Raw genomic sequence first — 26,701 nt, 5'->3', positions numbered from 1 at the left:
TATAAGCGGCACCAGGCGGCTAAACCAGCAGAAAAATCTGGACGCGCCTCCGGTAACCCGGTATAATCATTTTTGTGAATCTGATCGGTCTTTCCGATTTAATTATTTCCGCCTCATTTTACCTGCTGTTTTTCCTGGTACCACTGGTGTTTTCTTCCCAGACCTCGGAGCTTTTCGAATATAACAAAATGATGTTGGTTTACGCTTTAACGGTAGTCGTGGCCGGAGCGTGGCTGATCAAGATGATCGCCGCCAAAAAGTTCGTCTACCGGCGCAGTTTTTTGGAGATTCCTCTAATTCTATATTTGGGCGCTCATGTTCTCTCAACAATTTTTAGCATTGACCCGCATATTTCAGTTTGGGGCTATTATTCCCGCTTCCATGAGGGCCTCTTAGCCAGCGCTTCGTATATTTTGCTTTATTTCGCCGCCGTTTCCAATCTGACTAAAGATCATATTAAAAAAATCCTCTTAATTTCCTTCGCCTCGGCCGTCATCGTTTCGCTTTGGGGCGCGATGGAGCACTTCGGCCATTCGCCGTCGTGTTTACTGATTACCGGAAAGTTTAGTGATGACTGCTGGGTTCAGGATGTCCAGGGCCGGGTCTTTGCTACTTTGGGCCAGCCCAACTGGATGGCAGCGTATCTGGATGTTCTCCTGTTATCAGTTCTCGGTTTTCTGTTTTCAGCTACCCGTTTACCAGTTCTCAGTTCTCTGTTTAAAACTGACAACCGACAACTGAAAACCGATTACCGGAAAATTATTTTATTTATTTTATTGGCTTTACTTTATTTTGCAGCTTTGCTTTTCACCAAGTCCCGTTCCGGTTACCTTGGCGTGGCCGCCGGCCTGGGTGCCTTGGTATTTTTGTTACTCCGGCTCAGCCCAAAAATAAAAATTGGCTTGGCAATAACGGGATTGGTTATCCTGACCGTCGTCGGCTGGCAGTGGTATCAGCGTCTCCCCGCCCCCGGCCCGGGAGTGACTGATTCCGAGGCCATCCGAAAACCCGTCTGGGAAGGCGCCGTCAAAGTCTGGGAAAGGTATCCGGTTTTTGGTTCCGGCGTGGAAACTTTCGCTTATTCTTTTTATAAAGACCGGCCCGTGTCCAAAAACCTGGACTCCGAATGGGACTTTCTTTATAACAAAGCCCACAATGAGTATCTTAATCTGCTAGCCACGACCGGCAGCGTGGGGATGCTTGCCTATTTGCTTATCATCGGGAGTTTTGCGGTTTGGATATTTAAAACAATGAAGCAATCCAACAATGTCATGATTATCGCCGCACTGGCCGCTGCTTGGGTCACAATTTTAGTAACTAATTTCTTTGGTTTCTCTGTCGTGGTCATCGGATTGTACTTTTTCCTAATCCCGGCTTTCGCGCTGATACTTCAAGAAGAACAATTTAACAATATAGCCATGAAACAACCGTCGCCGGGAGTCGGTTCCTGGCTAGCCGTCGGAACGATCAGTTTTGTGGGCCTCCTGTTAGAGCTGTCTCTTTGGAATATGTGGACCGCCGACAAAGCCTATGCCCTGGGCAAAAACCTTGACCAGGTTAACGATTATGTTCAGGCATACCCCCAGCTGCAGGCAGCGGTGACCGCCAACCCTGACGAACCCACTTTCCGTGACGAACTGGCTTACAACCAGGCGGTTTTGGCCTCGGCTTTGTTTACCCAAATTAATTCCGCCACTAATTCCGCTATCGCCTCGCTTTCCGCACAGGAAAAGTTTTCACTTCAAAGTCCTCAGCTTGGCGCTTCAGTCAATGATTTAATTAACGAAGCCATTACCAATTCCGACCAGACAATCGCTACTTCTCCCGATTCCCTGCCGTTTTGGAAAGACCGGACAAAGATGTTCTACGCTCTTTCGACAATTGACCAAAAATATTTCCAGCCGGCGCTCGACTCTCTTAAAACAGCCACAGAGTTAGCCCCCACCGATGCCAAAGTCTGGTACAATTACGGAATGCTTTTGGGGCGCACCGGCAACCTTTCCGCCGGGATTAAAGTTTTGGAAAATACGATCAGTCTGAAACCGGACTACCGCGACGCGTATTACACTTTGGGACTGCTCTACGCCCAAGCCGGTGATAAAACCCACGCCAAAGCCGAGATGGAATATATTATTAATCATATCGGCGCCGATCAGGAGGCCATAAAATGGCTCTCGGAAAACCCATGACTCCCAAACAAAAATGGCTGGCCCAAAGACTGATTCTCCCCGCCGGTATTTTGCCACCGGCGGTCACTTATGCCGATTTAAAAACCAATGCCCAGTCAGTGCAAAAAACCGGCGTCGCCGGGATTGAATATGATCTCCTCATGGACCAGGATGTTCAAAAGATAAAAACTTCCGCTATCGGCAATAAAATTCTCGCCGTCCACGCGCCTTTTCCTTTTTTCGGCCACGCTTCGTTTAAGAATAATATGGCCCTTATTAACCTGGCGACAATTATCCTTTATGGCAAGAACTGGATTAAAAACGAAAATTTCCGGGAAACCGTCGACAAAACCTGCGCTTTTGCCAAAAACCTGGGTGCAAAAATCACAGTTTTTCATACTTATCACCTTGACCACCATGATTTGGGTGGCAGTTTAGCCTATTTGGCCGAAGCCGAAAAGAAGTTTGGCGTGACAGTAACCATGGAGCACGAGGCAGCCTACGCTTATGACTGGGAAACTCATCCCTGGAAGTACTTTAAAAAAATTGACGGCAGTATTGACTGGACTACTAACCCACTTAAAATGCTGGCGGTGTTAGACAAGGAGCGTCCCCAAAAAAAATTCGCCCTTTGCCTGGACACCTGTTCTTTAATCAGTTTGAAAATGCCGTTACTTTCGACACTTAAGAAAGTTTACCCCCGCCTGGGCCACCTCCACATGGCTAACAGTCTTCCCGGTTTCGATCTGGCTACCGAGATCAATAGCCCCGAAGATACCGAAATTGTCCGCTGGCTTTACGACCAAAAATATTCCGGCTTGATTACCGCCGAAATTAACATGACCGAAGGAAAGAAAGAAGAATTAATCGGCCAGATCTACGGCGCCAGTTCTATTTTGCGCTTCCCGGTATTTAAACAACAGGCAGTTAAGAATGCCCAAGCCCATCTGGAAAATTCCTGCCGCTATTTATTGAATAATATTTGAAACAACGTTATTAATAACGTTATTAATCACGTAACTTAATGAATAAGAATTGGTTACAAGTCTTTCGGATTCGCGAAGTCTTGCCCGGGGCGAGCACTTTGTTTATTGCCGCCTTAGATACGGGAGTCTTTATTCCCTTGTCCAGGTTAATTCTTTTGGCTGCCGGGTTTATCGGGATTTATTTCAGCGCCTTTTTAATTAACGAACTGGTGGATTCGTTCGATACGGATTTGCATAACCCCGAACGGTCAAAGGGCATTATCAAACACGGGGTTTCCCGCCAGTTTACCCTTGTGTCTTTTCTGATTACAGCCATTTTAGGAATCGCGATATTAGCAGGGCAAGGATTAATCTGGATTGCTCTGGTTGGCTTTTTAATTCTTTTCGCTTATTCCGCGCCGATCATCCGGCTAAAGCAATGGCCGTTCTTGGAGTTGGCCGCCGTTACCGTCGGCTGTGCCCTGCTGCCGTATGTGGCTTACTACCAACTGGCCGGAATTCCTTTCACCTGGCATGAGTGGCTGGTCATGGCTTTTTTCTCTCTGGGCTTTCCGGCCATTCAACTGGTTAACGAAGGAGCCGACATTGACGCTGACAGGCAAGCTGGAATTCACACCACGGCGGTTATTCTCGGCGAAAGAAATAACCTTATTCTGATTGAAATTCTGGCTTTCTTATCCGCTATCCTTGGCTTTGTCACCATGTTTATCACGCTCCACTGGTGGTACATGTACATTGTCACGCTTATCTTTTTCCTTTTCACCGCCGCCCAGTTCGGCTTAACGATTTATCATAACCGCGCCCGGCTCCACGAACTCCTGCGCACCGGCGAGCACTTTGGTGTCTTTGCCTCGGATTTAGGCGCGATTATTATGGTCATTATTTTTACTGTTTACTACTTCGCCGGTTTTATATATAAATAGGTTATGGCCAAAAAGGACCTGGCCTTTATAATTTCCCGCTTACTGGGCCCTTTGCCCCTTCTTTGCCTCCTCTGGCTGGCGGTAGCGGTCAAAAGCGGCATTGGTTTCTGGAAAGCCCTTTGGGTTTATACCCTAATATTTGTTATTGGCTTGGCAATCCCCACCCTTCTGTCAACCTATATCCTTCTTAGGAAAAGAGGAATAACCATTGAATGGACCCGGCTTAAAGACCGTCTAATTTTGATCCCCATCTACATACCCTTTTGGGTAATTGTTCTGGTTCTCACTTGGCTTCTGACTAATTCGACTGTTTTTCACCTTTCGCTCTTAATGACCGTAGGAATAATTGCCGGAATTTTTTGCTACGCCGTTCTCAGGTTTAAGATCAGTGCCCACATGATGGTTGCCTCCGGAGCTTTCTGGGGAGTTAACTTTATGACACACAGCAAGTATTTATGGCTCTTCTTACTTCTTATTCCATTAGTCTGGGCAAGATTAGTTCTCAAACAACATACAAAAGAAGAACTTATTGCCGGATTAATTATTTCGAACGGAATTATGGCCACCGCCGTTCTGCTCTTCGGCTGGCCGGGAGTGCCGTAAGTCTTGACAACTTGTGATAAAAGGATGTTGACTTGTAGAGAATGAAAAAAGTTCTTGTCGCCGTCATTGGCCCGCTGCTCGTAATTCTTTTCATTCTTAAGCCAATCCCGCCAGTCTATGGAGCCTGCCTGGGCAGTTGTACGGACTGGCTAAATGCTCCGGGAAATTGCGCCCAGAACAATAATGAAAATGACTGCAATAACTCCCGCTGTCTTTGGAACAAACCCGGAGTTTGCCGGCATAACCAGTACGGCGACAACAGTTGCTCCAACGGCACCTGCCTTGACGGCTGCAACCAAAGAATTTCCTGCAGCAGCGGAACCGGGATCGCTCCCCCCCCAAAACCCGCCGGCACCGGCACCATCCAGGGCTGCAAAGTCTTGGGGTTTGCCCAGGACTGCTCTAACCCCGCTTTTAACCCTAAAATTATTACTCTCGATGGTAGGACGACCGAAAGCCAATTGGGCAATTCCAGTAAAAGTTCCTACAGTTTTCCCAATATTTCCGCCGGATCGCATACTGTGGCGGTGCCTTCCGCTCCCGCCGGTTACACCATCTCCGGCTACAGTTTGTGCTATAACCAAATCGGTTGTCACACCAGTTTGGTCGGGCCGGGAAATTCCGTGACTGTCAATGTTCCGGCTAATGGTTACGCTGACCTCTGGTGGCATTTTATGGCCAATTCCGGCGGTGTCGCTTCCTGTTCGGTTTCCGGACCAGCTACCGCCGTAGTCGGCCGGGCAACTTCCGGCTATGGTTTTACCTATTCGAACGCGGCCAATGGCCAGCTCTATTGGGGTCCAACCTCGTCAGCCTCCTGGACAACAATGTGTAATTACAACAAGAGCGGTGGTTGTGCCAACCAAAGCATCACTTTCCCCAAAGCCGGCGCTTACTGGGTAATTTGCGATGCCCGAACCAATGCCAACACCGGTTGCACAGGTAATCCTTTTGTCGGCTATCCCTACACCTCATTAGACGGGACTATCTACCAAAACTGCGGCAGTAAAAGCCGGATCCAGGTAAGTGTGTCTACCAGACCCGGAGATTTTAACAATGACGGCAAGGTGGACATCAGGGATTTTGATTTCCTGATGAGCAGTTACACTTCTTCGCGGATTTATGATTACAACAACATGGTCGCCAACTATGGAAAATAGAAAAGGCACTATTGCAGCAATCTTCATGCTCCTGCTTTTGGTCGGCGGTTTAATTGCGGCTACTTTAGTCGTGCGCCAGCAGATCAATACCGGCAGTAAAGCCGCTGATGACAAGGTTTCCCTGGTTTTTAATAAAAGCGGCCAGACGGCGATAACTACTGCGGAAAATCACGCCACTTTGGATATCATCCCCGCTCTTGGCAGCAATCCGATCAAAGTTTCCGCCGTGCACCTAGTTTTAAAATATGACCCCGCCAAACTAATCATTAACAACGTCTCACCCGGCGACCTGGTAACCAAAAATTTTGACCCTGGTAAAATGAAAATGCTAAATATTATCGATACCGGTACTCCCGGAACGGTTACCATTGACTTAGGCGCCCCATGCACCATCAAAGAACCGTTTGTTTGCTACCCCCTCGTGGCTCCGGGAGGCACTATTGTTAATTTTACTTTAAAAGGTTCCTCTGCCTCTCTGTCCTATGACTCCTCTTCGGTGGTTGCAGGCATTGATACTTCTGGCAACCCCATCAGCCGCAATGTCACCGACGGGCAGGTGCGGACATTAAACATCAGCGCCTCCACGCCGAGCACCGGCAGCACCATCACAAAGAAGGTTCAGCTTTTAATTTTTAATCCCGTCTTGAAAAACCATAACGGCCAGCGGCTGATTACTTATAAAGGCTGGAATAACCCGGACACTCTCACTTCCCAGATAATTTCCGACCTCAAAGAAGTCAGCGGCGGGAAAGTTAATATCCAGGTAGTGGAAAGACACGAAATTGATGATTTCGGCGTAAAGGCTGACGGTTTTAAATATACCGAAGACGCTTATCTTAACTGTCTGGGTAGCAGCGGCACCTGCCACCAGCCGGATGGCGTTGATTACCTGAAAATTCTTGCCACTTACCAATCATGCGAGAAAAGAAACCGGGGGGAAATTGACGAGGTCTGGCTCTGGGGCGGTCCATATTTTGGCTATTACGAGTCAACCCTGGCCGGGCCGAATGCTTTTTGGTATAACTCGCCGCCACTGGAAAAAACAACCTGTCAAAAGCTGCTGCCCATAATGGGTTTCAACTACGAGCGGGGCATAAGTGAGGCTCTGGAAGACCTTGGCCACCGGACCGAATCAGCCATGGAGCACGTTGAAGGCAACTGGGTAATCAATGGACCGATTAGCTGGGATAAGTTTATCATGGTAGACAAGAATACGCCCGGCCAGGCAGAATGCGGCAGCATCCATTATGCCCCAAACAGTCTCACTGATTATGACTGGAGCAATAAGCGCGTGGTTAAATCAGCCTGCGATGACTGGCTTAAATACCCAAATTTGCCCAGCCCGCCAAATTATAAAGACATTAACTGCGATCTTTGGAATTGTGACGGCTATCAATATAAAAAATGGTGGTTTAAACATCTGCCCGGCGCGTGGTGGAAATATGTCTTTGATTACGAAAGCGGTTCCACCTTAACCGGACAACCTGTCCAAGTTCAGCCTGCCCCCCCGACAATCAGCGGCTTCAGTTTGCCGGCAACTCTTGACCAACTGCGCCGCCGTCTCGGCCTTCGGGAATAAAAAATTGTATAATTGCCCCATGTATTCTATTGTGATGGCTCCAAATGAAATTTTGCGCCAGGCTACCAAGCCTGTGAATCCGGCCATGGCGGGACTGGCAAAAATTATCGAAGAAATGAAGCATGTTTTGGTCTCCCAGAAAGATCCGGAAGGAGTCGGGCTGGCGGCAAACCAGGTCGGGCTGCCCTACCGGTTATTTTTGGCTAGGTTTGACACCAAAAAAAGTTCGCCCGTCTACACTTTTATTAATCCGGAAATTGTCGACCATAGCGAACAGTTCCAGCCGGAAGACAAGAAGGCCCCGCTGGAAGGCTGTCTCTCGGTGCCGAAATACTACGGCGTTGTTAAGCGTTATCAGTGGCTCGTGGTCAAATACCAAAATGAAAAATTCGAAATGAAAAATGAAAAATTCAGCGGCTTTCCTGCGACGGTCATCCAGCACGAAATGGACCATCTCAACGGCAAAATCTTTGTCGAGCGAATCTTGGAACAAAATGGCAGGCTGTACAAAACTAACGGCAAAGACAAAAAAGGCAAAGAGGAATGGGAAGAAGTGGAACTCTAATCCCAACCGTTAAAAAGCTCTCTGAGGGAAATGCGTAGTCTCGTTCCTAAGGAAACCCTTTCTGCCGGCACTATTTTAACCGGATTGGTCCCGCCCGTTAATTCAGAACCGGTTTTCTCGGCCTCAATTTTATCCTTCTGCTCTAAGGCCGAGAGCATCATTTGTTGATACAATTCGACTTCCGTGAGGGGGTTTAGCATAAAAAAATTATATGACCCAAATATTGTAAAATCAAGATATGCGCGTGATCTTTTTCGGCACCTCAGCCTATTGTTTACCGGTTCTGGAAACTTTAAAAGCCAATTTTAATCTGGTAGCGGTTGTTACCCGGCCGGACAAACCGGTGGGACGGAAACAAATCATGACTCCGTCTGCTACCCGATTGTGGGCTAAACAGTATTCCGTTCAGACATTAACAGACATCAAAGACATTCAAGACATTCAAGACATTGATTTGGGAATAGTGGCGGACTTCGGCCAGATTATTCCGGAAAATGCCTTAAATCTCCCACGCTTAGGCACTTTTAACATTCATTTTAGTAAACTGCCGGAATTCCGCGGCGCCTCACCGGTGCAGGCAACTTTACTTCGGGGCGATAAGACCGCTTGGGTAACCATTTTTAAACTGGAAAAAACTTTGGACACCGGGCCGATTCTCTGGCAGAAAGAGTACCCGATCCTGAAGGATGATACCGCCGGCAAACTCTACACCCGCCTATTTGAAGAGGTAGCCAAGGAGCTCCCGACGATAATTAACTCTATGAAACAGACAAAACTCCTACCCCAAGACAAATCTAAGGCTACTTACACCAAGCTGCTGACCAAGCAGGATGGGTTTGTAGACTGGGATCAGCTACGGTCTACCGCCTATGGTCTACAGACATATAACCAATTCCGGGCAGTAACTCCTTGGCCGGGATTATGGACAGTAACGCCGGAAGGTAAGCGAATGAAGATTCTCCAATGTCATTTAGAAGGCAACAAACTTGTTCTTGACGAAATTCAGTACGAAGGTAAAAAACCGCAGAAAGCTCAATCCTGCCTTTCCCCGATCATTTTATAAGTCTGGAGCCGCCTGGACTGTGGTGTCGCTCTTTCTTGGGGTCTAAAAGAGTCGCAACCGCCTTTTTTATCGGGGGCTGCATTTTGTGTTTCTTTATTAGTGCAGTGGCGTCCGGCCAACGCCAAGCCGTTACAGAATTTCCAGAAACGACAGGGTCTTTGGCAATCTCGGGTTGGAGCATTCTCGATCCAGGCCTCACCGCGGGTTTTAGGCATGGGCAGGAGCGTACTTTACTTTGTACTTAGCCAGGCACGAGGCGCAAGCCCGGACATTTTGAATTTTACCGTTTAGAAACACCTTCCCTTTTTGAATATTAGGCAGGAAAATCCGCCGGGTCTTGGAAGCCCGTTTTTCCCACTGTCCGGTATGAGTGTGGCGGATATTATGGCCGTATTGCGCACCTTTACCGCAAATTTCACAAACTAACATTATGATAGAATTGTATCATGTTTATCCTTCAGTTCGCAATCCTCATCTACTCCGTGATTCTTCACGAGATTTCTCACGGCTGGGTTGCCGACCGACTGGGTGATCCAACAGCCAGATTGTCTCGGCGGCTCACACTTAATCCTCTTCCTCACATTGACCCGGTCATGACTATTGCGTTGCCTTTAATCCTAATTGTGACCGGCTCGCCGGTAGTTTTTGGCGCGGCCAAACCCGTGCCCATTGATCCCTTTAATTTTCGTGATCCCAAAAAGGATACAGCTTTGACAGCAGCTGCCGGGCCAGTAACAAACATCATAATTGCTCTTTTATTTAGTATTGTCTTACGGATAAGCGATATCTTCATCATCGACCCCGCCCTATTATCTTTTATTCAAAGTCTTTGTTTTTACGGAGTGGAAATTAATGTGGTCTTGGCTGTTTTCAACTTGCTCCCCGTTCCGCCGTTGGACGGCTCAAAGGTTTTGGCGGGGTTACTTCCGGATGATCTGGCTGCAGCTTTCTTAAGTTTAGAGCGTTTCGGTCTGCTATTTATTTTTATCATTCTTTTCTTGTTTAGCGGCATTATCAACGATATAGTTCTTCCCATTACTCAAACCCTTCTTCGTTTGCTGTTACCGTAAATTTGAAGCTAAATCGGGGTACTTTGCTTGACGGTTTAGAGTATAATAATATTCAGAGGTTCTCTTAGAGGCGCCAAGGCGGAAAGGTATTTTCCTCGACAGCGTTCGAACGGAAATTGAGCCCGGAGCCTTAGATCATAACGGTTTAGGGTAGGTCTCACAAAATATTTTTCCGGGGAACCACTTTCTGCCAAACCCCCTTGGGGAACCTTTTCTTCTGTCTCCTTTGATATAATTTCCCTATTGCCGCCTTAGCTCAGTGGTAGAGCGACTGTTTTGTAAACAGTAGGTCCTCAGTCCAATCCTGAGAGGCGGCTCAAATTTTATACAAATACACAAAGCCGTTCTCTTTAATCGGCTTCTTGCCGGGAAACTTAAACGACGAACTGACAATTTTGGTTCCTTTAGGCAGTTCCTTCCAGAGCTTTTTCTCCAGCCGCTTCATGATATAGGGAATGCCATAGACAGTTATGGCCTGATAACCGGAAAGATCGGCCCGCCAGTAGTCTTGCAAAAATATCCGGTTTCGTAGTCCCGAGCGCCAAACCAGCCAGGGACTAATTTCGTAGCCGTAAGCGTCGTAACCCTTCGCCAACAATTCTCTGACAATTATCCCATTGCCGGCGCCCAGATCCGCGACCCGCGCCCCCTTCTTGAGTCCCAGCATGGCCACCATTTTTCTGACCCGGTTATCGGTGCTCGAAACATAGGGCGCGCCCCAGATAATCGAATAGCCGTTAATGACAACAAAAATAAAGACGCCAAGGACTACTAAAATTTCGAGGCCATAGAGGAAAATCAGCATAATTACGGTATAATATCATTATACCCTTGCTGAGGTGGCGGAGCGGTCAAACGCACCAGACTGTAAATCTGGCGCTCGAAAGGGCTACCCAGGTTCGAATCCTGGCCTCAGCACCACACTTTGCTTAAGCTATGCATGGCGCACCCGCTCTTTTTTTTCTCTTACTTCCTTTTTTTCCGCTTCTTTCATGGCGAAGAGATATTTACTTTATGTCTTCCGACTTCCCGGCCCTGCATGGCAACTGGGTGGATTTAGTCATCCTGATATTTTTAGCCTTATATGCTGTCAACGGTTTCCGGCGCGGTTTCTTTGCCCTCCTAATCGACATGGGCAGTTTTATCGGCGCCTTTTTGCTAGCCCTGAAATTCTACCCGTTTGCCGCCCAGCTTTTTATCGCCAACTTTTCTTTTTCCCTAAGTCTGGCCAACGCCACCGGGTTTTTAATTACAGCTATTATCAGTGAACTGATTCTCGCCCACTTGCTTTTGAAGCTCTACCTCCGCGTGCCGCCGAAAATCCTGGAATCCTTCGAGAACCATATGTCAGGCATTATTCCGGCCATTATTGACGGGCTGATTATCCTGGCTTTTATTATTGCTGTTTTAATTTCCCTGCCCGTCTCGCCGGGACTAAAGAGGAATATTATTGACTCCCGGATTGGCGGAAAAGTGTATGAAGAAACGGTCGCTTTGGAGCAAACCATGGGACGGATTTTTGGCGGCGCTGTTGAGGAAACCCTCAACTTTTTAACCGTCCGGCCGACCGGCAGCGACACAGTCGACCTGCATTTTTCGACGACCAATACGAGTATCGACACTGCCGGAGAACTGGAAATGCTTAATTTTGTTAATAGTCAGCGCCAATCGGCCCACCTGGCGCCGCTGACTCTGGACAGCAAACTTACTGAAATCGCCCGCAATCATTCGAAAGATATGTTTGCCCGCGGCTACTTTTCCCACATCAGCCCCGACGGAGCTAGCCCTTTTGACCGAATGCATGCCGCCGGGATTTTCTTTTTGGCCGCCGGGGAAAATATTGCCTATGCCCCGACAACTAATTTAGCGGATATCGGCTTGATTAACTCTCCCGAGCATCGGGCCAATATTTTGTCACCGGACTTTCATAAAATTGGAGTCGGCGTTATCGACGCGGGGGTGTATGGAAAGATGTTTACGCAGGACTTCACGAACTAGACAAGGTCTTTTTAAAGAAATTCACCGCGTCTTGCGCGGCTTTATCCCACCCCGGCAGCATGTTGTGATCATTGCCCGAATAAACTTTATAGGTAACATCTTTTTTCTTGCCTTTAAGTGTTTGGCTTAACTGGTCCGACCAGCCTTGGGGCACCAGCGTATCTGCGGAGCCTTGTTGAAGCATTATCGGCGCGTTTAACCAGTCAAAAAAGTTGGGGGTGGAATAATCTTCCACATCATAATTTTGTTCAAATTGCGCCAGCTCACGGCGGAGAGTTTTTCCCTGGTCGTCGAAAGTATCGGTGTAAAACAAGATGTTGTACGGGAAAGGTTTAGAAACCGGAGCCCACAAAACCGTCGGGATATTTTGGCCGCTTATTTCCAGAACCGACAGGGCAATCTGCCCGCCGTTAGAATGACCCCACAGGCCTAAATTCTTCTGATACTGCCGGACAGATGCTATTAAATTCAGCGTGACCGTATAGGTTTGAAATCTTTCTTCAAAGACATCGGCACTGGGTTTGTCCGAACTGCCATAGCCCAGATAGTCCGGGGCGAAAGTGACAAAGCCGTTTTGGGCCAGAACTGCCGCCAGATGCTCCGTGCCGTAGCCGGGGTAATAGTCACCATCAACAAAGCCGTGAAGCATAACAATGGCCGGTTTGGTGAAAGCGCTGGTAGTGGCCACGCCCGCCGGGAGATTAATGGTTCCGCTCGCTTTTTTGCCGTCGGAATTAAACCAGAACTCCCAGACAGAATATTTCTGACCATCTTTAATTTTTTGAGTAATATTTATACTCGATGGTTTGAATTCCCGCTGGTGTAAATTGGCAAAAGTATATTGTTTGAGCGGCAATGGGGCGATTTGTTTAATCTGAGGAACCGCCGGAGACAGAAAAGAAACTACTGCCAAAAGCACTCCTGCCAGCCAAGTCCTAAGCATATATGCTAAAATCATAGCAAATTTGCCTGGGTAGTTCACCGGTAGAACGCTTCCTTGGTAAGGAAGAAGTAATGGGTCCGATTCCCATCTCAGGCTCTCGAGGTCCCGGGTTCGGAGTTCGCCAATTGGCGAACCGGTTCTTCCCGGCTTCGGCTCCATTTCTTAAACTCCCACGATCACGGATTCTAACTTGTTTCTACCTGTCCATTCCGTCCCTAGGAATGATTTTCTTGATTGGAAAATCAGGCCGGAAAAGAAGACTCAGCATGGATAATCCCAGTTCATTTAAAATTTCCGCACGGCGTCGGCGTATTTCATCAATTAATGTGGCCTGAAAGGCTTTAACTTTGTCAGCCTCACGGGCTGTAAGATAAACTTCAGTCACCCGATATTTTCTTAATTCATCACTGGTGCAACTCGGCCGAGCGTAAATTCTTTTTTCTCCTGATGAATTCTGGGCCAGACAAGAAAATATAGCCGCAATTTCATCCGGGCTCTCGGTCACTCCAAGGTAGGTTAAGTCAGCAGTCTGATACTGGCCATCACTCTCGTGTCGCCTCAGTGCTTCCTTGACTCTTTTCTCGACATACCAATTGCCTTTTAACTTTTCGTTAAAAGCTAACACCATAGCATTATTATATACTATAGGGTAATTAAAGGCAAATCCTCTCTTGACATTAATTGTAAGAAACAGATAAGATTATTGTAAGTCCGAAAACGATCGATAGAAAAGGGCAAGGGCAGGCTCCAATTCCCGCCCCACGACTCTTAGCCCCGAACATGAAGATGCTCGGTGCGCAGAGCCGTTAACGACTCTATTCGAAAATCGCACGCTTAAGTTAGGCGTGCTTTTTTGTTTTACGGTCACAGAAGCTAAAAGACAAACTTTATCTATTCAGGAGAAAATTGTTTTTAAGTTAGGAGGTGAAAATATGGCAAATTGCGAAGGGTGCAAAAAAAATGGAGTTAAATGCTCTCGAATTACACGAGCAGCTTGCGCAGAGGTCGCTGCCGGCGATGAAATTGTTGAAATGGTCTCGGGCATAGACCAAGGCAACGGCGTGAGGGTGTCAATTCTTGAGGTTGCAAAATTTCAAGGATTAAAAGACACTCAGCCTTGCTATCACATTCTTAGCCGATACCAGGCCGAGTCTCTTTAAAAGGGAAAGGGCCCAACCTAAGCCCTGCGGTCACCGTGGGGCTTTTGGGTGGCTCTTGCGGGCTGAAGCGTTTATTTGGTACAATCCCCTCATGGCAAAAGCAGAAGCAACTGTTAAATTGGGTCTTGTGTGTGCCGTTTGCGGTACCTTGAACTATCTGACCTCCAAGAATAAATTGGAGAACAAGGATAAACTCGTGCTCAAAAAGTATTGCCGCAAGTGCAAAAAACACACGGAACACAAAGAAAGAGAAAAGCTGAAGTAACTATTAGCTTGTTAGTAAGTTAGCGAGTTAGTAGGATAGTAGTTGATGAAAAGGATTTTATCTCGCTTCATCCTCGAATACCTCAAATTTTTTGCCAAGCTTAAACTTTCCCAAATCAAGCCGGTGATTATCGGAGTAACGGGCAGCGCCGGAAAAAGTTCGGCGGTCGCCGCCATCGAGGCCGTTTTAAAAGAAAAATACAAGGTTAAGACTACAGGAACTACAAATTCAGAGTCAGGTATCCCCCTGGCTATCCTCGGCCTGAAAATGACTGATTACTCCCCTCTCGACTGGCTCAGAGTCCTAGTTATGGCTCCGATTCATACATTTCAAATTTCAAATTTCAAATTTCAAATTTTGGTGTGTGAGATGGGTATTGACGATCTCAAGGCTCCAAAAAATATGGAGTACTTGTTAACAATTGTAAAACCAAAAATCGGAGTCTTCCTCAACGCTCTCCCCGTTCACACTCAACAAATGGGATCAGTGGAAAATATTTTTAAAGAGAAAAGTAAACTAATCTCTTCTTTACCGGCCGACGGCACGGCGGTGGTAAATAGCGATTTACCTGAGATTCCTACTAAAGCCAAAGTGGTGAAATTTAAAGACGACGGCACCTCAACTCCGGCAGCTGTGGCAGTAGGTGAAATATTTGGAGTTAATAAAAAAACCAGTCTCCAATATCTAGCTACCAGCTACCAGCTACCGCCGGGCCGGTGGCAGTTATTTGATGGAATAAATGACAGTACAATAATTGATTCCAGCTACAATTCTTCTCCTGTTCCCACGACAAACGCCTTAAAAAGGCTTGCAGGTTGCAAAGGCCGCAAGATTGCCGTTCTGGGAGATATGCGCGAGCTCGGCAGTTTAGCGGAAAAATCTCACAAAGAGGTCTTTCGCACGGCCAGAGAATGTGCCAATGTTATTGTTACCGTCGGCCCCTTATGGAAACAGTATGCCAAAACGCCGTACCAATTCGATAATTTTTCTCAAGCCGGAAAATTTTTACAGGAGTTTATTAAGCCGAAAGATGTCGTCTTATTTAAGGGCTCGCAAAATACCATCTTTTTAGAAGGCGCGGTGGAAATGTGTCTTGCGAATAAGACCGATTCTTCCAAACTCTGCCGCCGGGGAAAGTTTTGGAACAAACAAAGAGCTGTTTATGCGCAAGCTTAAAGTTGCCATTCTTTTCGGCGGGCGGTCGGCAGAACACGAAGTCTCATCGCAGTCGGCAAAAAATGTCTTGGCCGCTCTGGACCGGAAAAAATATGCCATTACTCCCCTGCTTATCCCCAAAAACGGAAAGTTTAATTTCGAACAACTGAAGAAATTCGATGTGGTTTTTCCTGTTCTGCACGGAACAAACGGCGAAGATGGAACTATGCAAGGATTATTAAAAATACTAAATATCCCTTTTGTAGGCGCCGGCGTTTTGGGCTCAGCCGTGGGCATGGATAAAGAGGTGCAAAAGAGATTACTGCGGGATGCGGGGATTCCCACAGCAAAGTTTCAAGTGTTTGACCACCGGCCACTGACTACTGACTACAGCAAAGTAAAATACCCGTGTTTTGTTAAACCGGCAAACACCGGATCGTCGGTGGGAATTTCTAAAGTTCATAATCAGAAAGAATTGGCTAAAGCGACAAAACTTGCTTTTCAATATGACCGGAAAATACTAATTGAAGAAACCATCGATGGCCGGGAATTGGAAATTTCTGTTTTGGGAAATGAAAATCCCATCGCTTCTCTGCCCGGCGAAGTTTTACCCAGCCATGAATTTTATGACTATGATGCTAAATACATTTCACCAACAAAAACTGAAATCCCTGCGAGAATAACCAAGAAACAAATTACCAAGATACAAGACTTAGCCATTAAAACCTACAAGGTTTTGTGTTGTGAAGGGATGGCCCGGGTGGATATGTTCTTAAAACCGAACGGTGAAGTACTTATTAATGAGATCAATACTATTCCCGGATTTACCAATATCAGCATGTACCCCAAACTCTGGGAAGTTTCCGGATTACCCTACTCTAAATTATTAGACAAACTTATTACCCTCGCCCTTGACCGCAACAAGAGCGAATCTGCCCTCAAAAGTTCATATAAGATATAATACAGTCGAAGGGGTGTCGGTCAGTGGCAGGCCGCGAGTCTCCAAAACCCGCAACGTAGGTTCGATTCCTACCACCCCTGCAAATTATTGCAATTCAGAGCACGCTAACAATCTTTCTTAGAGCTGTTCCTTAGGGGCGGGGCCAAGCTTGACATAGCCGGCAAATTCGGTGGCGGGGGTGGACTGGCCTTCTATTTGATCGCCTTTGGTAAATGTCTCGCCGTTACATTGGTAGTTTTTGGCATCGGCTTGGGCGCGGGTTAAAATAAAATCGCCCGGTTTAAACCCTTTGGCAGCGTAAGGAGCAAATGCCTGCGGCGTCATATAGTCAAAAATGGAAAGAAAAACTTCTTTGCCGGGGAATAGTTGGGCTTCATACGAAACATCCATACCGTCTTTGGGCCCGATATTTCCCACAAGTTGTCCGGATTTCACCCTGCTCCCGACATGAAGGGTGGGTAGAAGATCAATATGGAATAACCGGACAAAGTAAGCCGGATTTTTGGCCGCAGCAATATGGACCTGAGTCCCAAGGGACATACTGTCCTGATAGTTTCCGGTAATTCTTCCATCAAAGGGAGCGTATACCTGTATATTAGGATGATTGGCTGTTGGCAAGGAACGAATCGCCTGACCGTTGATGTCGTTTCGGCCCCAGTTAAAGTAGTGTTTCATGCTTCGACAGGTTTCGCCGTCCCAGGAACTAAACGAGTAATCATGACCGATACCGGACCGGAATAAAGACACGGCAAAAATCTGATCAAGCTGGACCGGATTGGCGGTAATCAGCGGCACATCAGCGGGATTAAATGTCAACAGTACTGAGGGGGCAAAGACAAGAAAACCGATTATCCCAACCATAACCAAGACCGGAAAGGTTAAACCGATAATTTTTAAAGTTCTGTGAGTTTTAAACATCTTATCTCCCCGTCTTGACATCTTTACGGGAAATAGCGAGATAGCCGACAAAAACCACAATCAGGGTGACTAAGACAATACTGGTTCTTCCCGTGCCATATCCCAGGCCTCCCAAATCCGGCGTCCGGCCAAAATAGTCGGCAAAAGAGGCGCCCAACGGCCGGGTGACGATGTAAGCCAGCCAAAAAGTCAAGGTTTCGTTGGCCTTAAAGAATTTTCTGGCGAATAGCGGCATAAGAAAAAGTATTATAAAGAGTATCCCGGATGCCAGATAGCCCCAACCCAACGTAATCGCTGTCATGTCTCCGGCAGCAGTTCCCAAGGCAAAAGTAATCATGACTGTTGTCCAATAAAACACTTCCCTGCCCGGGTTATTAATGGTGTGGATGGATAAGCTATGCTCAGTCTTGTACCAAATATTGAAAATGATAACTAGACAGATGGAAAAAAAGATGGTGGAGATTAAATACGGCACACCCAAAACAATATGGACCACATCCGCCGCCATGGTTCCAAAAATAGCAACCATCACCACAGCCAGCCAATAAATCCCGGCAATATACTTTTTTGCCCAGAACTGAAGAACAATAGCCACAGCCAACCCCACCGCTCCTAATAACACGGCAATAACCGGATTAATCGTGTGGACTAAATAATCAGAAACCGATTCCCCCAGAGCTGTTGTTAAAAGTTTAATTATCCAAAACAGGGCAATAATCTCGGGAACTTTACGGGCTAGTTGAGTTGTCAGAATTTTCTTTAAATCCATTTCGAGTTATTATATGTTAGATGCGATTATCTGGCAAAAAATTATTTTTTATCTTCTTATTTTCCCTGGGTTTTGCCATTGATGAAGCCGCGGTAGTTTACTATCTGCGTCAACTGCTTCATTATGGTTTTAACACTCCCTGGCCGCAGTTTACCACCGTTTTAAACCTAGGGTTTGTTGCTTTTGTTCGGTCACAGGTCACAATTATTCCCGATTTTAACATCGCGGCAGCGGAGATTTACCGGGAAATATCTACCTTAATAGTCTTAATTTCCCTCGCTTACCTTAGCGGAAAAACATTTCGGGAACGGCTGGGAAATTTCCTGATTGCTTTTTCTTTCTGGGACATTTTTTATTACGCCGCCCTTTGGTTTTTGGCAGGCTGGCCCAGAAATCTTTTAGATAAAGATGTATTTTTCCTGCTGCCAATTCCTTCCATTGGACCAGTTATTACTGCTTTGGCGCTTTCATCAGCCGGTCTAATAATCGGTTTGAAACTAAGGTCATCCCAACAGCAATAAGAACCGAGCTAATAATATCCAATGGTTGGTGGACATGAGCCAAAATCCGAGCCAAACCAATAACCAGAGCCAAGGCAAAAAGAAATGCCCCCAACCTCTTGTTAAAAGCAAAAATCACGGCGGCAATGGCTGTGGTTAAAAGGGTATGATCTGAAGGGAAACCATTATCGGGAGTGTGAGGAAATAGCGGTTGGACATGCGAAGTCACAAATGGGCGGGGATCGTAAATGAACATTGCTGAAATTTTAGCCAAAAGATAGGAAAAAATAAATGACATTAGCGCCAAAATTATTAATCTTTTTCTAGTTTGACCACTTGTTTTTACCAGAAAAATCAACAAAACCAAAACACTAACCAGAAAAGCATATTGGGCAGTAAAAACAATCAGCAGATTAATCACTTGTTAACTAATATATCACATAACTTGCGGGTTACATTCGTAAAGAAAGCGGGATTTTAAGCGTAAAAATTGAGGACTGTTAATTGAAGCACATTCGGGTAAACTATTCGGTTAGAATATCCCTAATGTCAGAAACTTTAACTGAACGGCAAATTCTTGAGGCTATCGCGGCCGCCAAAAGAAAACGGGAGAAGAAAAATCCGGCCCGTTCTTAGCTCTGCAAAAAACTTGGCAACTTCCGCCACAGCGTCTAAAATGTTTTCATGGAAAGTTTTTCCGGTTTGACTTCCGTCCAGGCAACCCAAAGTCTACGGGAGACCGGCCCCAACGAAATTCCCGAGAAAAAGACCCCGTTATTCGTAAAAATCTTTAAACAATTCTTCTCCCCCATTTCTCTCATGCTTCTTCTGGCTTCGGGCTTATCCTTTGTCAGCGCTAAAACTTTTGACGGTTATTTTATTCTGACCCTGCTCCTGTTAAATATCGGCGTCTCCGCCTGGCAGGAAGCCAAGGCAGACAACGCCATCGCCAAGCTCAACGAAAATTTAAAAAGCCGGGTTAGAACTTTTCGCGACGGACAATGGCAAGATGTTGATACCCGGGAGTTAGTTCCTGAGGATATTATTCAATTGACTGCCGGCGAAATCGTTCCCGCCGACGGCCTCTTAATTGATAACAAAAATGTCTCCGTAAACGAATCGGCCTTAACCGGCGAATCTTTGCCCAATGACAAGAACCTGAACGACGCTCTTTATTCCGGCTCATTTATTGCTACCGGCATTGCCACCTTAAAAATTACTGCCACCGGCAAAAACACTAAATTCGGCAAAGTGATTTTTTCCGTTGAAACCCAAAAAGGCAAAAGTTTTCTGGAAACGGATATTATCCGCATCTCTAAATTTCTTTCCGCCCTCAGCCTTATTGGCGTAGCTGTTTTAAGCGTCTTCTTTATTCTCCAGCATGCGCCCGTTATTGATCTTCTGACCTTAGATCTTAGCCTGATTATCGCCGGGATCCCCGTCAGTTTGCCAACCGTTATGACCTTAATTATTGCTCTTGGAGTTCTCGATCTTTCTAAAAAACAGGTCGTGGTCCGCAGGCTTAGCGCCCTGGAAGATTTAGCCAATGTTAATTTACTGCTGACGGATAAGACCGGGACGCTGACTGAAAATAAAATTGTTATTGACCGGATAATTCCCTACAATTACTACACCGACAAAAATGTTATTGCCGATGCCTACCTGGCTTCCTATCAGGATAGCCGGAATTTAATCAGTCAAGCGATTATCAGCAAGGCCGGTGAGCTGGCCGCTTTACCCGTTGACTACACGGTTTACAGTTTCGTTCCCGGCGATTCGGTCAAAAAAAGAACGACGGCTCAGGTTAAAGACGGCGAGGGAAAAATCTATGTCACGGCCGGAGCTTCGCAGGTTATTCTTGATCTTTGCGCCTTGTCGCCAACGCAAAAAAATAAAGTCGAAAAGGACATTGCCGATTTGGGGCAGGAAGGCTACCGAAGTCTGGCTGTCGCGACCGGAAAGGAAGAAAAAGAGATGACCTTGGTCGGCCTTTTAGCCTTATCCGATGAGCTCCGGCCGGAGGCTTCCGATGTTATTCAATTCCTCACCAGTGAACAGATTGAAGTAGCGATGGTCACCGGCGACAACCGGGTTATTGCCGGCGAAATTGCCAAAAAACTGGCCATCCCGGGAAACAAAATTATCACCCGAAGCGATCTGGAGAAGACGAACTGGCAGGGGTTGGATATTAATTTTTACAGAAGCGTTCAGGCCTTTGCCGAGATTTACCCTGAAGATAAACTCAGACTGGTTCAGGATGCTAAAAAATATTTCGTCGTGGCCACTAACGGCGACGGGGTTAACGATTTGCCGGCCGTCAAAGCAGCCAATGTCGGCTTTGCCGTCGAGAACGCTGTCATTGCTCTAAAGGAAGCCGCGGACATTGTCCTTCTCTCTAACGGCATTTCCGTTATTAAGGACGCCATTATTGAAAGCCGGAAAATTTTCTCGCGGCTTTATTCCTATTCCGTCTACCGCCTGTCCGAAAGCTTTCGCCTGATTGTCACTATTGTAATTCTCGGATTAATTTATAAATCCTATCCTCTGACTCCTTTGCAGATAATTCTTATTGCTTTGTTAAATGATATTCCGATTATTTCTCTGGCCTATGACCGGGTAGAAAACACTACCAGCCCGGCCAAACTGAATATCAGGAAACGGTTTATCTTAAGTTCGTTATACGGACTGGTTGGAGTGGCTAACAGTCTGATTTTATTTTTCCTGTTAGTCGGAGTTTTTCACATTTCCCTGCCCGTAGTCCAGACAATTTATTTTCTTAAACTGACGGTTTCCGGACACCTCCTGATTTATGTGGCGCATACGAAGCAGCGCTGGTGGAAATTTTTACCGAGCAATGAAGTTATTATTGCCACCACTCTTACCCAGCTGGTGGCTTCACTCCTGGCTTTTACCGGCTGGTTTATGCCGGCCCCTATACCGCTGGTTTATATTCTTGGCGTCTGGCTCTGGGCGATTTTCTGGATGCAGGTGAGCGAAGCGGTTAAAGCAGCCAAGACTGTATAGGGCGATTGCCTGAAAAATGATGGAGATAAAAATCAGCAGCGGGGCGTAGTCCCGGACAAAAGCTGCCACAAAACCAGGAACAAGTGCCAAGCCAAAAAAGACTCCCAAAGCTGACCCGCAGGCCGGCATTCCCAAGCCACAGGCTTGCAATGCGGTAATCCCTACCGCCGTAGAAACTATCCCCAAAAAAGAACTGCCGGCATTTCTTGCTGCCCTGGCTCTAGCAAGAAGGTTTCTGGCCAGACAGGTAATCGTCAGGGCAAAAAAGGGAAGATATATCCAAGCCAGAACCGCGAAGTTTTCAAAAAAGACATGCCGGGGAATAAGAAAAAAACCGCCGATGGCGGCAAAGAGAAAGATAAGAGGATCTAACCAGCTAATCTTCACTCGTGATTGGTTCTCAGGTTAACGGTATCTAAAGCGCAAATATTATACCCTCAAAACGGAACTTAGTCTTGCCTGATCGAAACCGACAACATACTCCGGTTCTTTACCCTCAAGCTGGATTTCCGTCACCGGCACTCCCATTTGGCCGGTTTTTTGGACCATATCTATCGCCTCCTGCTGGTTTGTGTCCACATAGACGACTTCAAAAGTAACTTTGTTGGCTTCCAGCCACGCTTTTTCCAACATGCAATACGGACAGGTATGGGTGGAATAGAGCTTTATTTTCATCTGGCCTCCGTTAAATATTTCTGGAGTAAATAACTAACCTTAGCCGTCTTTTTACTGGTTAATTGGTAGTAAATCTCTTTTCCGTCCCGCCTGGTTTTTACCAAACCCGCCCCCCGCAGCTTTTCCAGATGCTGGGAGACTGCTGATTGAGAAAGGCCGCAATTACCAATTAATTCGGTCACATTCTTTGAACCCTTGGAAAGGCAACTAATCAGTTTCAGCCTGACCGGATTTGTCAGAGCGGACAAAACGGATGATTTCATAAATATATATTAGCAGATACTAATGTTTTGTCAAGAAGTTCTTGAGGACCAAAGCTTCATTATGCAATTTGTCTCTGGCGCCGTATATCAAAGTTACCTTTTCGTCTCTGGGAATCCGGTTTAAAAGATCCTTTTTGCCCTTTAGCTCCTCCCGGTAGCGTTTTTGAAACTCATCCCATTTGGCCGGCTCGTGATTAAACCATTGCCGAAGCGGTGTGCTTGGCCCCAGATCCTTAAGCCATAAATCGACTTTGGCTTTTTGTTTAGTCAAGCCTCTGGGCCATAAACGATCCACAAGGATCCGCCTTCCGTCGCTTTCTTCCGGCGGTTCATAAACCCGCTTTACCCGGATGTCCATATTTCCTGCCTCCCTCAAGCCTTTTTCGCGCCAAATTTAATAAATTAATGACTTCTTCGTCGGTCGTCTGTGGAAAATGCTGATACCACATCCCGACGGCCGAAAAGTCCAGCGGCGTCGCCAGGCAAATTATTTCATCCTGAGGCCGCAATTGGCTACGAATCCCGGTTGTTGCGTCGAGACTGCACACCGGGATCGCTACCACCAGTTTTTGAGGATTTTGCTTTAAAACCGCCTGGACGGCCGCCCGCATCGAAACCCCGGTCGCCAGACCGTCATCCACCAAAACGACTTCCCGCCCGGCTACAGCCGGAGAATGGTCCGGCAATTGGTAAAGCTTTTGGCGCCGAGCCAGTTCAGCCATCTCTCGACTCAAGACAAATTTAATCTCTTCGCCGGTTAAGTCCAGCTGGTCGATGATATTTTGGTCAACTATGAGAGTGCCGTCTGACGCCAGCGCCCCAAAACCAAACTCCGGATTGCCCGGCACCCCCAACTTACGCACGATTAGGACCTCGAGGGGCGCTCTCATCTGTTTAGCCACCTCGAACCCCACCGGCACGCCGCCGCGCGGCAAAGCAATGATCAGTGGGTCTTTTAAATCTAATTCCGCGAGTTTTTTGGCCAGTTTCTGTCCGGCATCCTGACGATCCTCAAACATGTCTTACCTCTAGTTCGAAGAGGTTAGAATAAAGTGAACGGAAGATAAGAGGCCTGTATGATATACTTTTGCTGATTTATGGTAGTTTTTATTGCCCTCCTGACTTTTGTCTCCACCTTTTGCGGCGGCCTGTTTGGTTTACGGCATCAGGACAAATTGCATCTGATTCTTGGCTTTACCGCCGGAGTGTTATTGGGTGTCGTGACTTTTGACATTTTTCCGGAAATTATCCGCCTGACTTCCGCTTTACAAACTGATGCCATTTTTCCCATGCTAGCCCTGGTCGCGGGGTTTCTCATCTTTCATATCACCGAAAAGGTCCTTCTTATTCATCACGAACAGGAAGAAATATATGGCCATCATAAACACCCGACGGTGGGAATTCTTTCAGCTCTGGCGCTATCCGGACACTCGTTCCTTGACGGTGTGGGCATCGGGCTGGGCTTTCAGGTCTCCGTTGCCATCGGAATATTAGTTTCTCTGGCTGTTATTGCCCACGACTTTTCCGACGGCTTGAATACGGTATCGTTAGTCTTGGTCCACAAAAATTCCCGCGGCCGGGCTTTAAGGTTATTATTTTTAGACGCGCTGGCTCCGGTTCTGGGGGCTTTAGCTACCAAGTTTTTTACCCTGCCGCCGAATATTTTACTCTTATATCTTGGCTTTTTTGCCGGATTCCTGCTTTACATCGGCGCCGCCGAAATTTTGCCTGAAGCCCACAGTGAACGCTCATCGTACAAGACTATTTTATTAACAATCCTCGGCGCCGCCCTCATCTTCGCCGTGACCAGGCTTACTTAGTCACCGACAAAACCCAGTCATAAACCTGCCTCGTGGCGGGGTTGTCCGCCAGAGTCGGCGAATGCATCCCGCATTTTTGCCCGGTTTGGGGATTATCGACACAAATTTCCACCGCTTCCGATTTGCCGCCGGGATTAGCTTTTTTTATAGCCTGGGCCAGCGGATTAAACTGCAAATCGGTGTGGGAATTATAGATATAATCGTTTTGATCCCATATCAGGTATAGGGGAACTTTTATCTGACCCGCCGAAACCGCCCGGTAAGGCTCATCGCCCAGATTAAACCCGATTCGGGAGGCCAGGGTCCGGACACAGGTTTGGCCATTACAGGTACAGGGCCAGGAGGAAAGGTAAGGTTGAATCCCCTTTTCGCAAGCGGTAGCAACGGAACTTAAATCTCCGGCAAAAGAATCCATAACAATACCAACGACATTATTGTGAGAAATTCCTTCGATATACGCGCCCATGGCGCCGGCGGAAGTGCCGTAGGTAACGATCTTATCGGTGGGAAAATTCTTTTCGACAAAAGTTAAAGCTTGTTCGTCCGCGCTTTTTCCCCAACGGGCGAAACCATCTTCGCTGTTATATTGACCTGTCCCTAAGTAAAAATCATGGGAGCAATAACTGGGCGCCACCAGCCTCCAGCCGGAAGTATCAACAACGAGCCGGTCCAAACCGGCCAGTGATGGCTCTTTAAAATAGGAATCCGCCGAAAGCAAAGATTCCAACCCCGAATCAGGAAAATAATTCTTGTTACCTTGGCCATTGGGGTAGAAAAAACCGGCAAAACCGCCGGTAAAACGCACCAGAAGATTGCGATTGTTCCTCGCTGCTCCTTTTTGAATCACCATAAACTGGTGATCGCCCTGCTTCCCGCAGGGAAAATCCCCCTGGTTAAAAACCCAATAGCTGTAACCCCGGATTGTTCCGCTAGTCACTTGCGAAATGTTATCTGAGAGCAAGATCGGCTTGCTTCGAACCACAAAGCGCCATTCAACTATTCCCGCAATCACTGCCAAGCCGATAACCAGAAAAAGAAGTAGCTTTCTTTTCACCGTTACCATTATCCCCCCTAACTCAAAAAATTAAAATCCAATTAGTGTCCAAAGTCGGCGAAATTCCAGTTCATCCGGTTTTTAATCGTTACGGCCTAAATATTACTTGTTCGTTGCCATTTATGGAAGAGGATCAAATTATCTGATCTTGCTACCCGGCCGGCAGAGTGCTTGAATATAGATAGCCATGAAAACTTTGGGGATATTAGTCTTAACTCTGCTGAGTGGGTTGGGAGTGATCTGGTGTTTGAATAACAGCTATTATTACCCCTGCGATCACCCGGTGGACTATAAATTAGGCGTTATTGACCCCCGGTTTAATCTAACCAGCTCTGCTGCCGAGGCTGATATTACTCAGGCAGCCGATATCTGGAACCAGGCTTGGGGCAAGCCGGTTTTAAAAGAAGACCCACAGGCGAAATTAATCATTAATTTTGTTTATGACGAGCGCCAGCAGTTGTCTTCTCAAGTGCAAAACATGGAAAGCGGTACCAATACGGACCGGACAGCCTTAGACTCCAAAGTAGCTCAGTTTCAGGCCAAGCTGAATGACTTTGCCGCCCGCGTGGCGGCTCTAAACAGCGAAATTGATAGTTGGAACGCCAAAGGGGGCGCTCCGAAAGATGTTTATGACAGTCTGATTTCCCGTCAGCAAGCCCTGAAAACTGAAGAAAACAGCCTGCGGACCGAAGCCGCCAGCTTAAAAATCTCCATCAATAATTATAACTTTCAGGTCGACCAACTAAATAATACCGTGAATACCTTTAATGCCGTGATCGCTCAGAAACCCGAATCGGGCCTGTTTGACGGCCAAAACCAGACTATTTCTATTTATTATGTTAATTCCAAGGACGAACTGATTCATACTCTGGCTCACGAACTGGGACACGCCCTGAATATGGACCATGTGAGCGACCCGCAGGCATTAATGTATGCTTTTCAAAGCAAAACCATTACTCCGACTCCTGAGGACGATCAGGCGCTGCAAAAGACTTGCGCCCGGATCAGTAACGCCCAGATTATATTAGATTATTATTACCAGAATTTTACTCGCACTCAAGCTTCGAAGTAGTAGACTC

General features: G+C 46.8%; 30 protein-coding genes and 4 tRNA genes. 21 read left to right on the top strand and 13 right to left on the bottom strand.

The genetic code is table 11. The annotated features are described in order from the left end of the window. The first annotated feature begins 74 nt into the window (after positions 1 to 74). Genes M1403_03800 through def form a run of 7 tightly spaced genes read left to right on the top strand, consistent with a single transcriptional unit; the run spans position 75 to position 7,984 of the window. The gene (locus M1403_03800; GenBank protein MCL4398114.1) at positions 75 to 2,189 is read left to right on the top strand and encodes an O-antigen ligase family protein; all 2,115 of its coding nucleotides are present in this window, start codon (positions 75 to 77) and stop codon (positions 2,187 to 2,189) included. After that, a complete protein-coding gene (locus tag M1403_03795; protein ID MCL4398113.1) occupies positions 2,168 to 3,154 on the top strand; it encodes a sugar phosphate isomerase/epimerase in 987 nt (328 codons plus the stop codon). The genes M1403_03800 and M1403_03795 overlap by 22 nt, the downstream gene beginning before the upstream one ends. A 38-nt stretch (positions 3,155 to 3,192) precedes the next feature. Beyond that, the gene (locus M1403_03790) at positions 3,193 to 4,077 is read left to right on the top strand and encodes a prenyltransferase (protein ID MCL4398112.1); all 885 of its coding nucleotides are present in this window, start codon (positions 3,193 to 3,195) and stop codon (positions 4,075 to 4,077) included. Positions 4,078 to 4,080: 3 nt separating this feature from the next. After that, positions 4,081 to 4,680 carry a hypothetical protein gene (locus M1403_03785; protein ID MCL4398111.1) on the top strand — a complete coding sequence of 200 codons (600 nt, stop codon included), beginning with the start codon at positions 4,081 to 4,083 and terminating at the stop codon, positions 4,678 to 4,680. A gap of 41 nt (positions 4,681 to 4,721) precedes the next feature. After that, complete coding sequence (locus tag M1403_03780) at positions 4,722 to 5,840, top strand: hypothetical protein (protein MCL4398110.1); 1,119 nt, start codon at positions 4,722 to 4,724, stop codon at positions 5,838 to 5,840. Further along, positions 5,803 to 7,419, top strand: a complete 1,617-nt coding sequence (locus M1403_03775) for a hypothetical protein (GenBank protein MCL4398109.1) — start codon at positions 5,803 to 5,805, stop codon at positions 7,417 to 7,419. The genes M1403_03780 and M1403_03775 overlap by 38 nt, the downstream gene beginning before the upstream one ends. A 34-nt stretch (positions 7,420 to 7,453) precedes the next feature. Beyond that, entirely contained in the window at positions 7,454 to 7,984 is a 531-nt protein-coding gene (def, locus tag M1403_03770) for a peptide deformylase (GenBank protein MCL4398108.1), read from the top strand. On the opposite strand, the gene M1403_03765 is transcribed toward def, so the two are convergent. Further along, positions 7,981 to 8,184 carry a hypothetical protein gene (locus M1403_03765; protein ID MCL4398107.1) on the bottom strand — a complete coding sequence of 68 codons (204 nt, stop codon included), beginning with the start codon at positions 8,182 to 8,184 and terminating at the stop codon, positions 7,981 to 7,983. The two genes, def and M1403_03765, sit on opposite strands and share 4 nt — an antisense overlap. A 38-nt stretch (positions 8,185 to 8,222) precedes the next feature. Between M1403_03765 and M1403_03760 the strand changes: the two genes are divergently transcribed. Then, positions 8,223 to 9,047 (top strand): hypothetical protein, encoded by an 825-nt coding sequence (locus tag M1403_03760; GenBank protein MCL4398106.1) that lies wholly within the window; start codon positions 8,223 to 8,225, stop codon positions 9,045 to 9,047. Positions 9,048 to 9,254: 207 nt separating this feature from the next. On the opposite strand, the gene rpmB is transcribed toward M1403_03760, so the two are convergent. After that, positions 9,255 to 9,476, bottom strand: coding sequence for a 50S ribosomal protein L28 (gene rpmB / locus M1403_03755; protein MCL4398105.1), 222 nt, complete (start codon positions 9,474 to 9,476; stop codon positions 9,255 to 9,257). 17 nt (positions 9,477 to 9,493) lie between these two features. Between rpmB and M1403_03750 the strand changes: the two genes are divergently transcribed. After that, the gene (locus M1403_03750; protein MCL4398104.1) at positions 9,494 to 10,117 is read left to right on the top strand and encodes a site-2 protease family protein; all 624 of its coding nucleotides are present in this window, start codon (positions 9,494 to 9,496) and stop codon (positions 10,115 to 10,117) included. 245 nt (positions 10,118 to 10,362) lie between these two features. Further along, a tRNA-Thr gene (locus tag M1403_03745) sits at positions 10,363 to 10,434 on the top strand. Here M1403_03745 and M1403_03740 read toward each other — a convergent pair. Continuing rightward, on the bottom strand, positions 10,434 to 10,922 hold the full coding sequence (locus M1403_03740) for a class I SAM-dependent methyltransferase (protein MCL4398103.1): 489 nt from the start codon (positions 10,920 to 10,922) through the stop codon (positions 10,434 to 10,436). The genes M1403_03745 and M1403_03740 overlap by 1 nt on opposite strands. Positions 10,923 to 10,950: 28 nt before the next feature. Between M1403_03740 and M1403_03735 the strand changes: the two genes are divergently transcribed. Together M1403_03735 and M1403_03730 are read left to right on the top strand one after the other, a co-directional pair. Continuing rightward, positions 10,951 to 11,038, top strand: a tRNA-Tyr gene (locus M1403_03735). A 93-nt stretch (positions 11,039 to 11,131) separates the two neighbouring features. Continuing rightward, a complete protein-coding gene (locus M1403_03730) occupies positions 11,132 to 12,115 on the top strand; it encodes a CvpA family protein (protein MCL4398102.1) in 984 nt (327 codons plus the stop codon). Here the strand turns inward: M1403_03730 and M1403_03725 are convergent. After that, a complete protein-coding gene (locus M1403_03725) occupies positions 12,105 to 13,073 on the bottom strand; it encodes an alpha/beta fold hydrolase (GenBank protein MCL4398101.1) in 969 nt (322 codons plus the stop codon). The two genes, M1403_03730 and M1403_03725, sit on opposite strands and share 11 nt — an antisense overlap. A 9-nt stretch (positions 13,074 to 13,082) precedes the next feature. On the opposite strand from M1403_03725, the gene M1403_03720 reads away from it, so the two are divergent. Further along, positions 13,083 to 13,154, top strand: a tRNA-Thr gene (locus M1403_03720). A gap of 100 nt (positions 13,155 to 13,254) precedes the next feature. Here the strand turns inward: M1403_03720 and M1403_03715 are convergent. Further along, on the bottom strand, positions 13,255 to 13,686 hold the full coding sequence (locus tag M1403_03715) for a hypothetical protein (GenBank protein ID MCL4398100.1): 432 nt from the start codon (positions 13,684 to 13,686) through the stop codon (positions 13,255 to 13,257). A gap of 623 nt (positions 13,687 to 14,309) precedes the next feature. Between M1403_03715 and rpmG the strand changes: the two genes are divergently transcribed. The 4 genes from rpmG (at position 14,310) to M1403_03695 (ending at position 16,679) form a co-directional block, all read left to right on the top strand. Then, the gene (rpmG, locus tag M1403_03710) at positions 14,310 to 14,483 is read left to right on the top strand and encodes a 50S ribosomal protein L33 (protein MCL4398099.1); all 174 of its coding nucleotides are present in this window, start codon (positions 14,310 to 14,312) and stop codon (positions 14,481 to 14,483) included. A gap of 45 nt (positions 14,484 to 14,528) precedes the next feature. Beyond that, on the top strand, positions 14,529 to 15,659 hold the full coding sequence (locus M1403_03705; protein ID MCL4398098.1) for a Mur ligase family protein: 1,131 nt from the start codon (positions 14,529 to 14,531) through the stop codon (positions 15,657 to 15,659). Then, complete coding sequence (locus M1403_03700) at positions 15,646 to 16,599, top strand: D-alanine--D-alanine ligase (protein MCL4398097.1); 954 nt, start codon at positions 15,646 to 15,648, stop codon at positions 16,597 to 16,599. Before M1403_03705 ends, M1403_03700 begins: the two co-directional genes overlap by 14 nt. Positions 16,600 to 16,608: 9 nt before the next feature. Beyond that, positions 16,609 to 16,679, top strand: a tRNA-Trp gene (locus M1403_03695). Between the two features lie 37 nt (positions 16,680 to 16,716). On the opposite strand, the gene M1403_03690 is transcribed toward M1403_03695, so the two are convergent. Both M1403_03690 and M1403_03685 read right to left on the bottom strand, forming a co-directional pair. After that, complete coding sequence (locus M1403_03690) at positions 16,717 to 17,517, bottom strand: hypothetical protein (protein MCL4398096.1); 801 nt, start codon at positions 17,515 to 17,517, stop codon at positions 16,717 to 16,719. Position 17,518: 1 nt separating this feature from the next. Beyond that, a complete protein-coding gene (locus M1403_03685) occupies positions 17,519 to 18,286 on the bottom strand; it encodes a hypothetical protein (GenBank protein ID MCL4398095.1) in 768 nt (255 codons plus the stop codon). A 20-nt stretch (positions 18,287 to 18,306) separates the two neighbouring features. Between M1403_03685 and M1403_03680 the strand changes: the two genes are divergently transcribed. After that, positions 18,307 to 18,807 carry a hypothetical protein gene (locus tag M1403_03680; GenBank protein ID MCL4398094.1) on the top strand — a complete coding sequence of 167 codons (501 nt, stop codon included), beginning with the start codon at positions 18,307 to 18,309 and terminating at the stop codon, positions 18,805 to 18,807. Here the strand turns inward: M1403_03680 and M1403_03675 are convergent. Then, entirely contained in the window at positions 18,737 to 19,207 is a 471-nt protein-coding gene (locus tag M1403_03675; GenBank protein ID MCL4398093.1) for a phosphatase PAP2 family protein, read from the bottom strand. The two genes, M1403_03680 and M1403_03675, sit on opposite strands and share 71 nt — an antisense overlap. A gap of 263 nt (positions 19,208 to 19,470) precedes the next feature. On the opposite strand from M1403_03675, the gene M1403_03670 reads away from it, so the two are divergent. After that, complete coding sequence (locus tag M1403_03670; protein ID MCL4398092.1) at positions 19,471 to 21,810, top strand: plasma-membrane proton-efflux P-type ATPase; 2,340 nt, start codon at positions 19,471 to 19,473, stop codon at positions 21,808 to 21,810. A gap of 429 nt (positions 21,811 to 22,239) precedes the next feature. Here M1403_03670 and M1403_03665 read toward each other — a convergent pair whose 3' ends face one another. Genes M1403_03665 through M1403_03650 form a run of 4 tightly spaced genes read right to left on the bottom strand, consistent with a single transcriptional unit; the run spans position 22,240 to position 23,767 of the window. Continuing rightward, entirely contained in the window at positions 22,240 to 22,485 is a 246-nt protein-coding gene (locus tag M1403_03665) for a glutaredoxin family protein (GenBank protein ID MCL4398091.1), read from the bottom strand. Continuing rightward, positions 22,482 to 22,748 carry a metalloregulator ArsR/SmtB family transcription factor gene (locus tag M1403_03660; GenBank protein MCL4398090.1) on the bottom strand — a complete coding sequence of 89 codons (267 nt, stop codon included), beginning with the start codon at positions 22,746 to 22,748 and terminating at the stop codon, positions 22,482 to 22,484. The genes M1403_03665 and M1403_03660 overlap by 4 nt, the downstream gene beginning before the upstream one ends. A gap of 19 nt (positions 22,749 to 22,767) precedes the next feature. Beyond that, positions 22,768 to 23,106, bottom strand: coding sequence for a DUF488 family protein (locus M1403_03655; protein ID MCL4398089.1), 339 nt, complete (start codon positions 23,104 to 23,106; stop codon positions 22,768 to 22,770). Continuing rightward, entirely contained in the window at positions 23,078 to 23,767 is a 690-nt protein-coding gene (locus M1403_03650; GenBank protein ID MCL4398088.1) for a phosphoribosyltransferase, read from the bottom strand. The genes M1403_03655 and M1403_03650 overlap by 29 nt, the downstream gene beginning before the upstream one ends. 78 nt (positions 23,768 to 23,845) lie before the next feature. Between M1403_03650 and M1403_03645 the strand changes: the two genes are divergently transcribed. Next, complete coding sequence (locus tag M1403_03645; protein ID MCL4398087.1) at positions 23,846 to 24,568, top strand: ZIP family metal transporter; 723 nt, start codon at positions 23,846 to 23,848, stop codon at positions 24,566 to 24,568. On the opposite strand, the gene M1403_03640 is transcribed toward M1403_03645, so the two are convergent. Beyond that, the gene (locus tag M1403_03640; protein ID MCL4398086.1) at positions 24,561 to 25,622 is read right to left on the bottom strand and encodes a hypothetical protein; all 1,062 of its coding nucleotides are present in this window, start codon (positions 25,620 to 25,622) and stop codon (positions 24,561 to 24,563) included. The two genes, M1403_03645 and M1403_03640, sit on opposite strands and share 8 nt — an antisense overlap. Positions 25,623 to 25,809: 187 nt before the next feature. Between M1403_03640 and M1403_03635 the strand changes: the two genes are divergently transcribed. Continuing rightward, on the top strand, positions 25,810 to 26,694 hold the full coding sequence (locus M1403_03635) for a matrixin family metalloprotease (protein MCL4398085.1): 885 nt from the start codon (positions 25,810 to 25,812) through the stop codon (positions 26,692 to 26,694). Positions 26,695 to 26,701 lie beyond the last annotated feature (7 nt).

This window comes from Patescibacteria group bacterium, assembly GCA_023380635.1.
Lineage (GTDB): Bacteria > Patescibacteriota > Microgenomatia > JAMCZE01 > JAMCZE01 > JAMCRP01.
The sequence above is the reverse complement of the archived record's forward strand: the minus strand, read 5'-3'. Positions and strand labels throughout refer to the sequence as shown.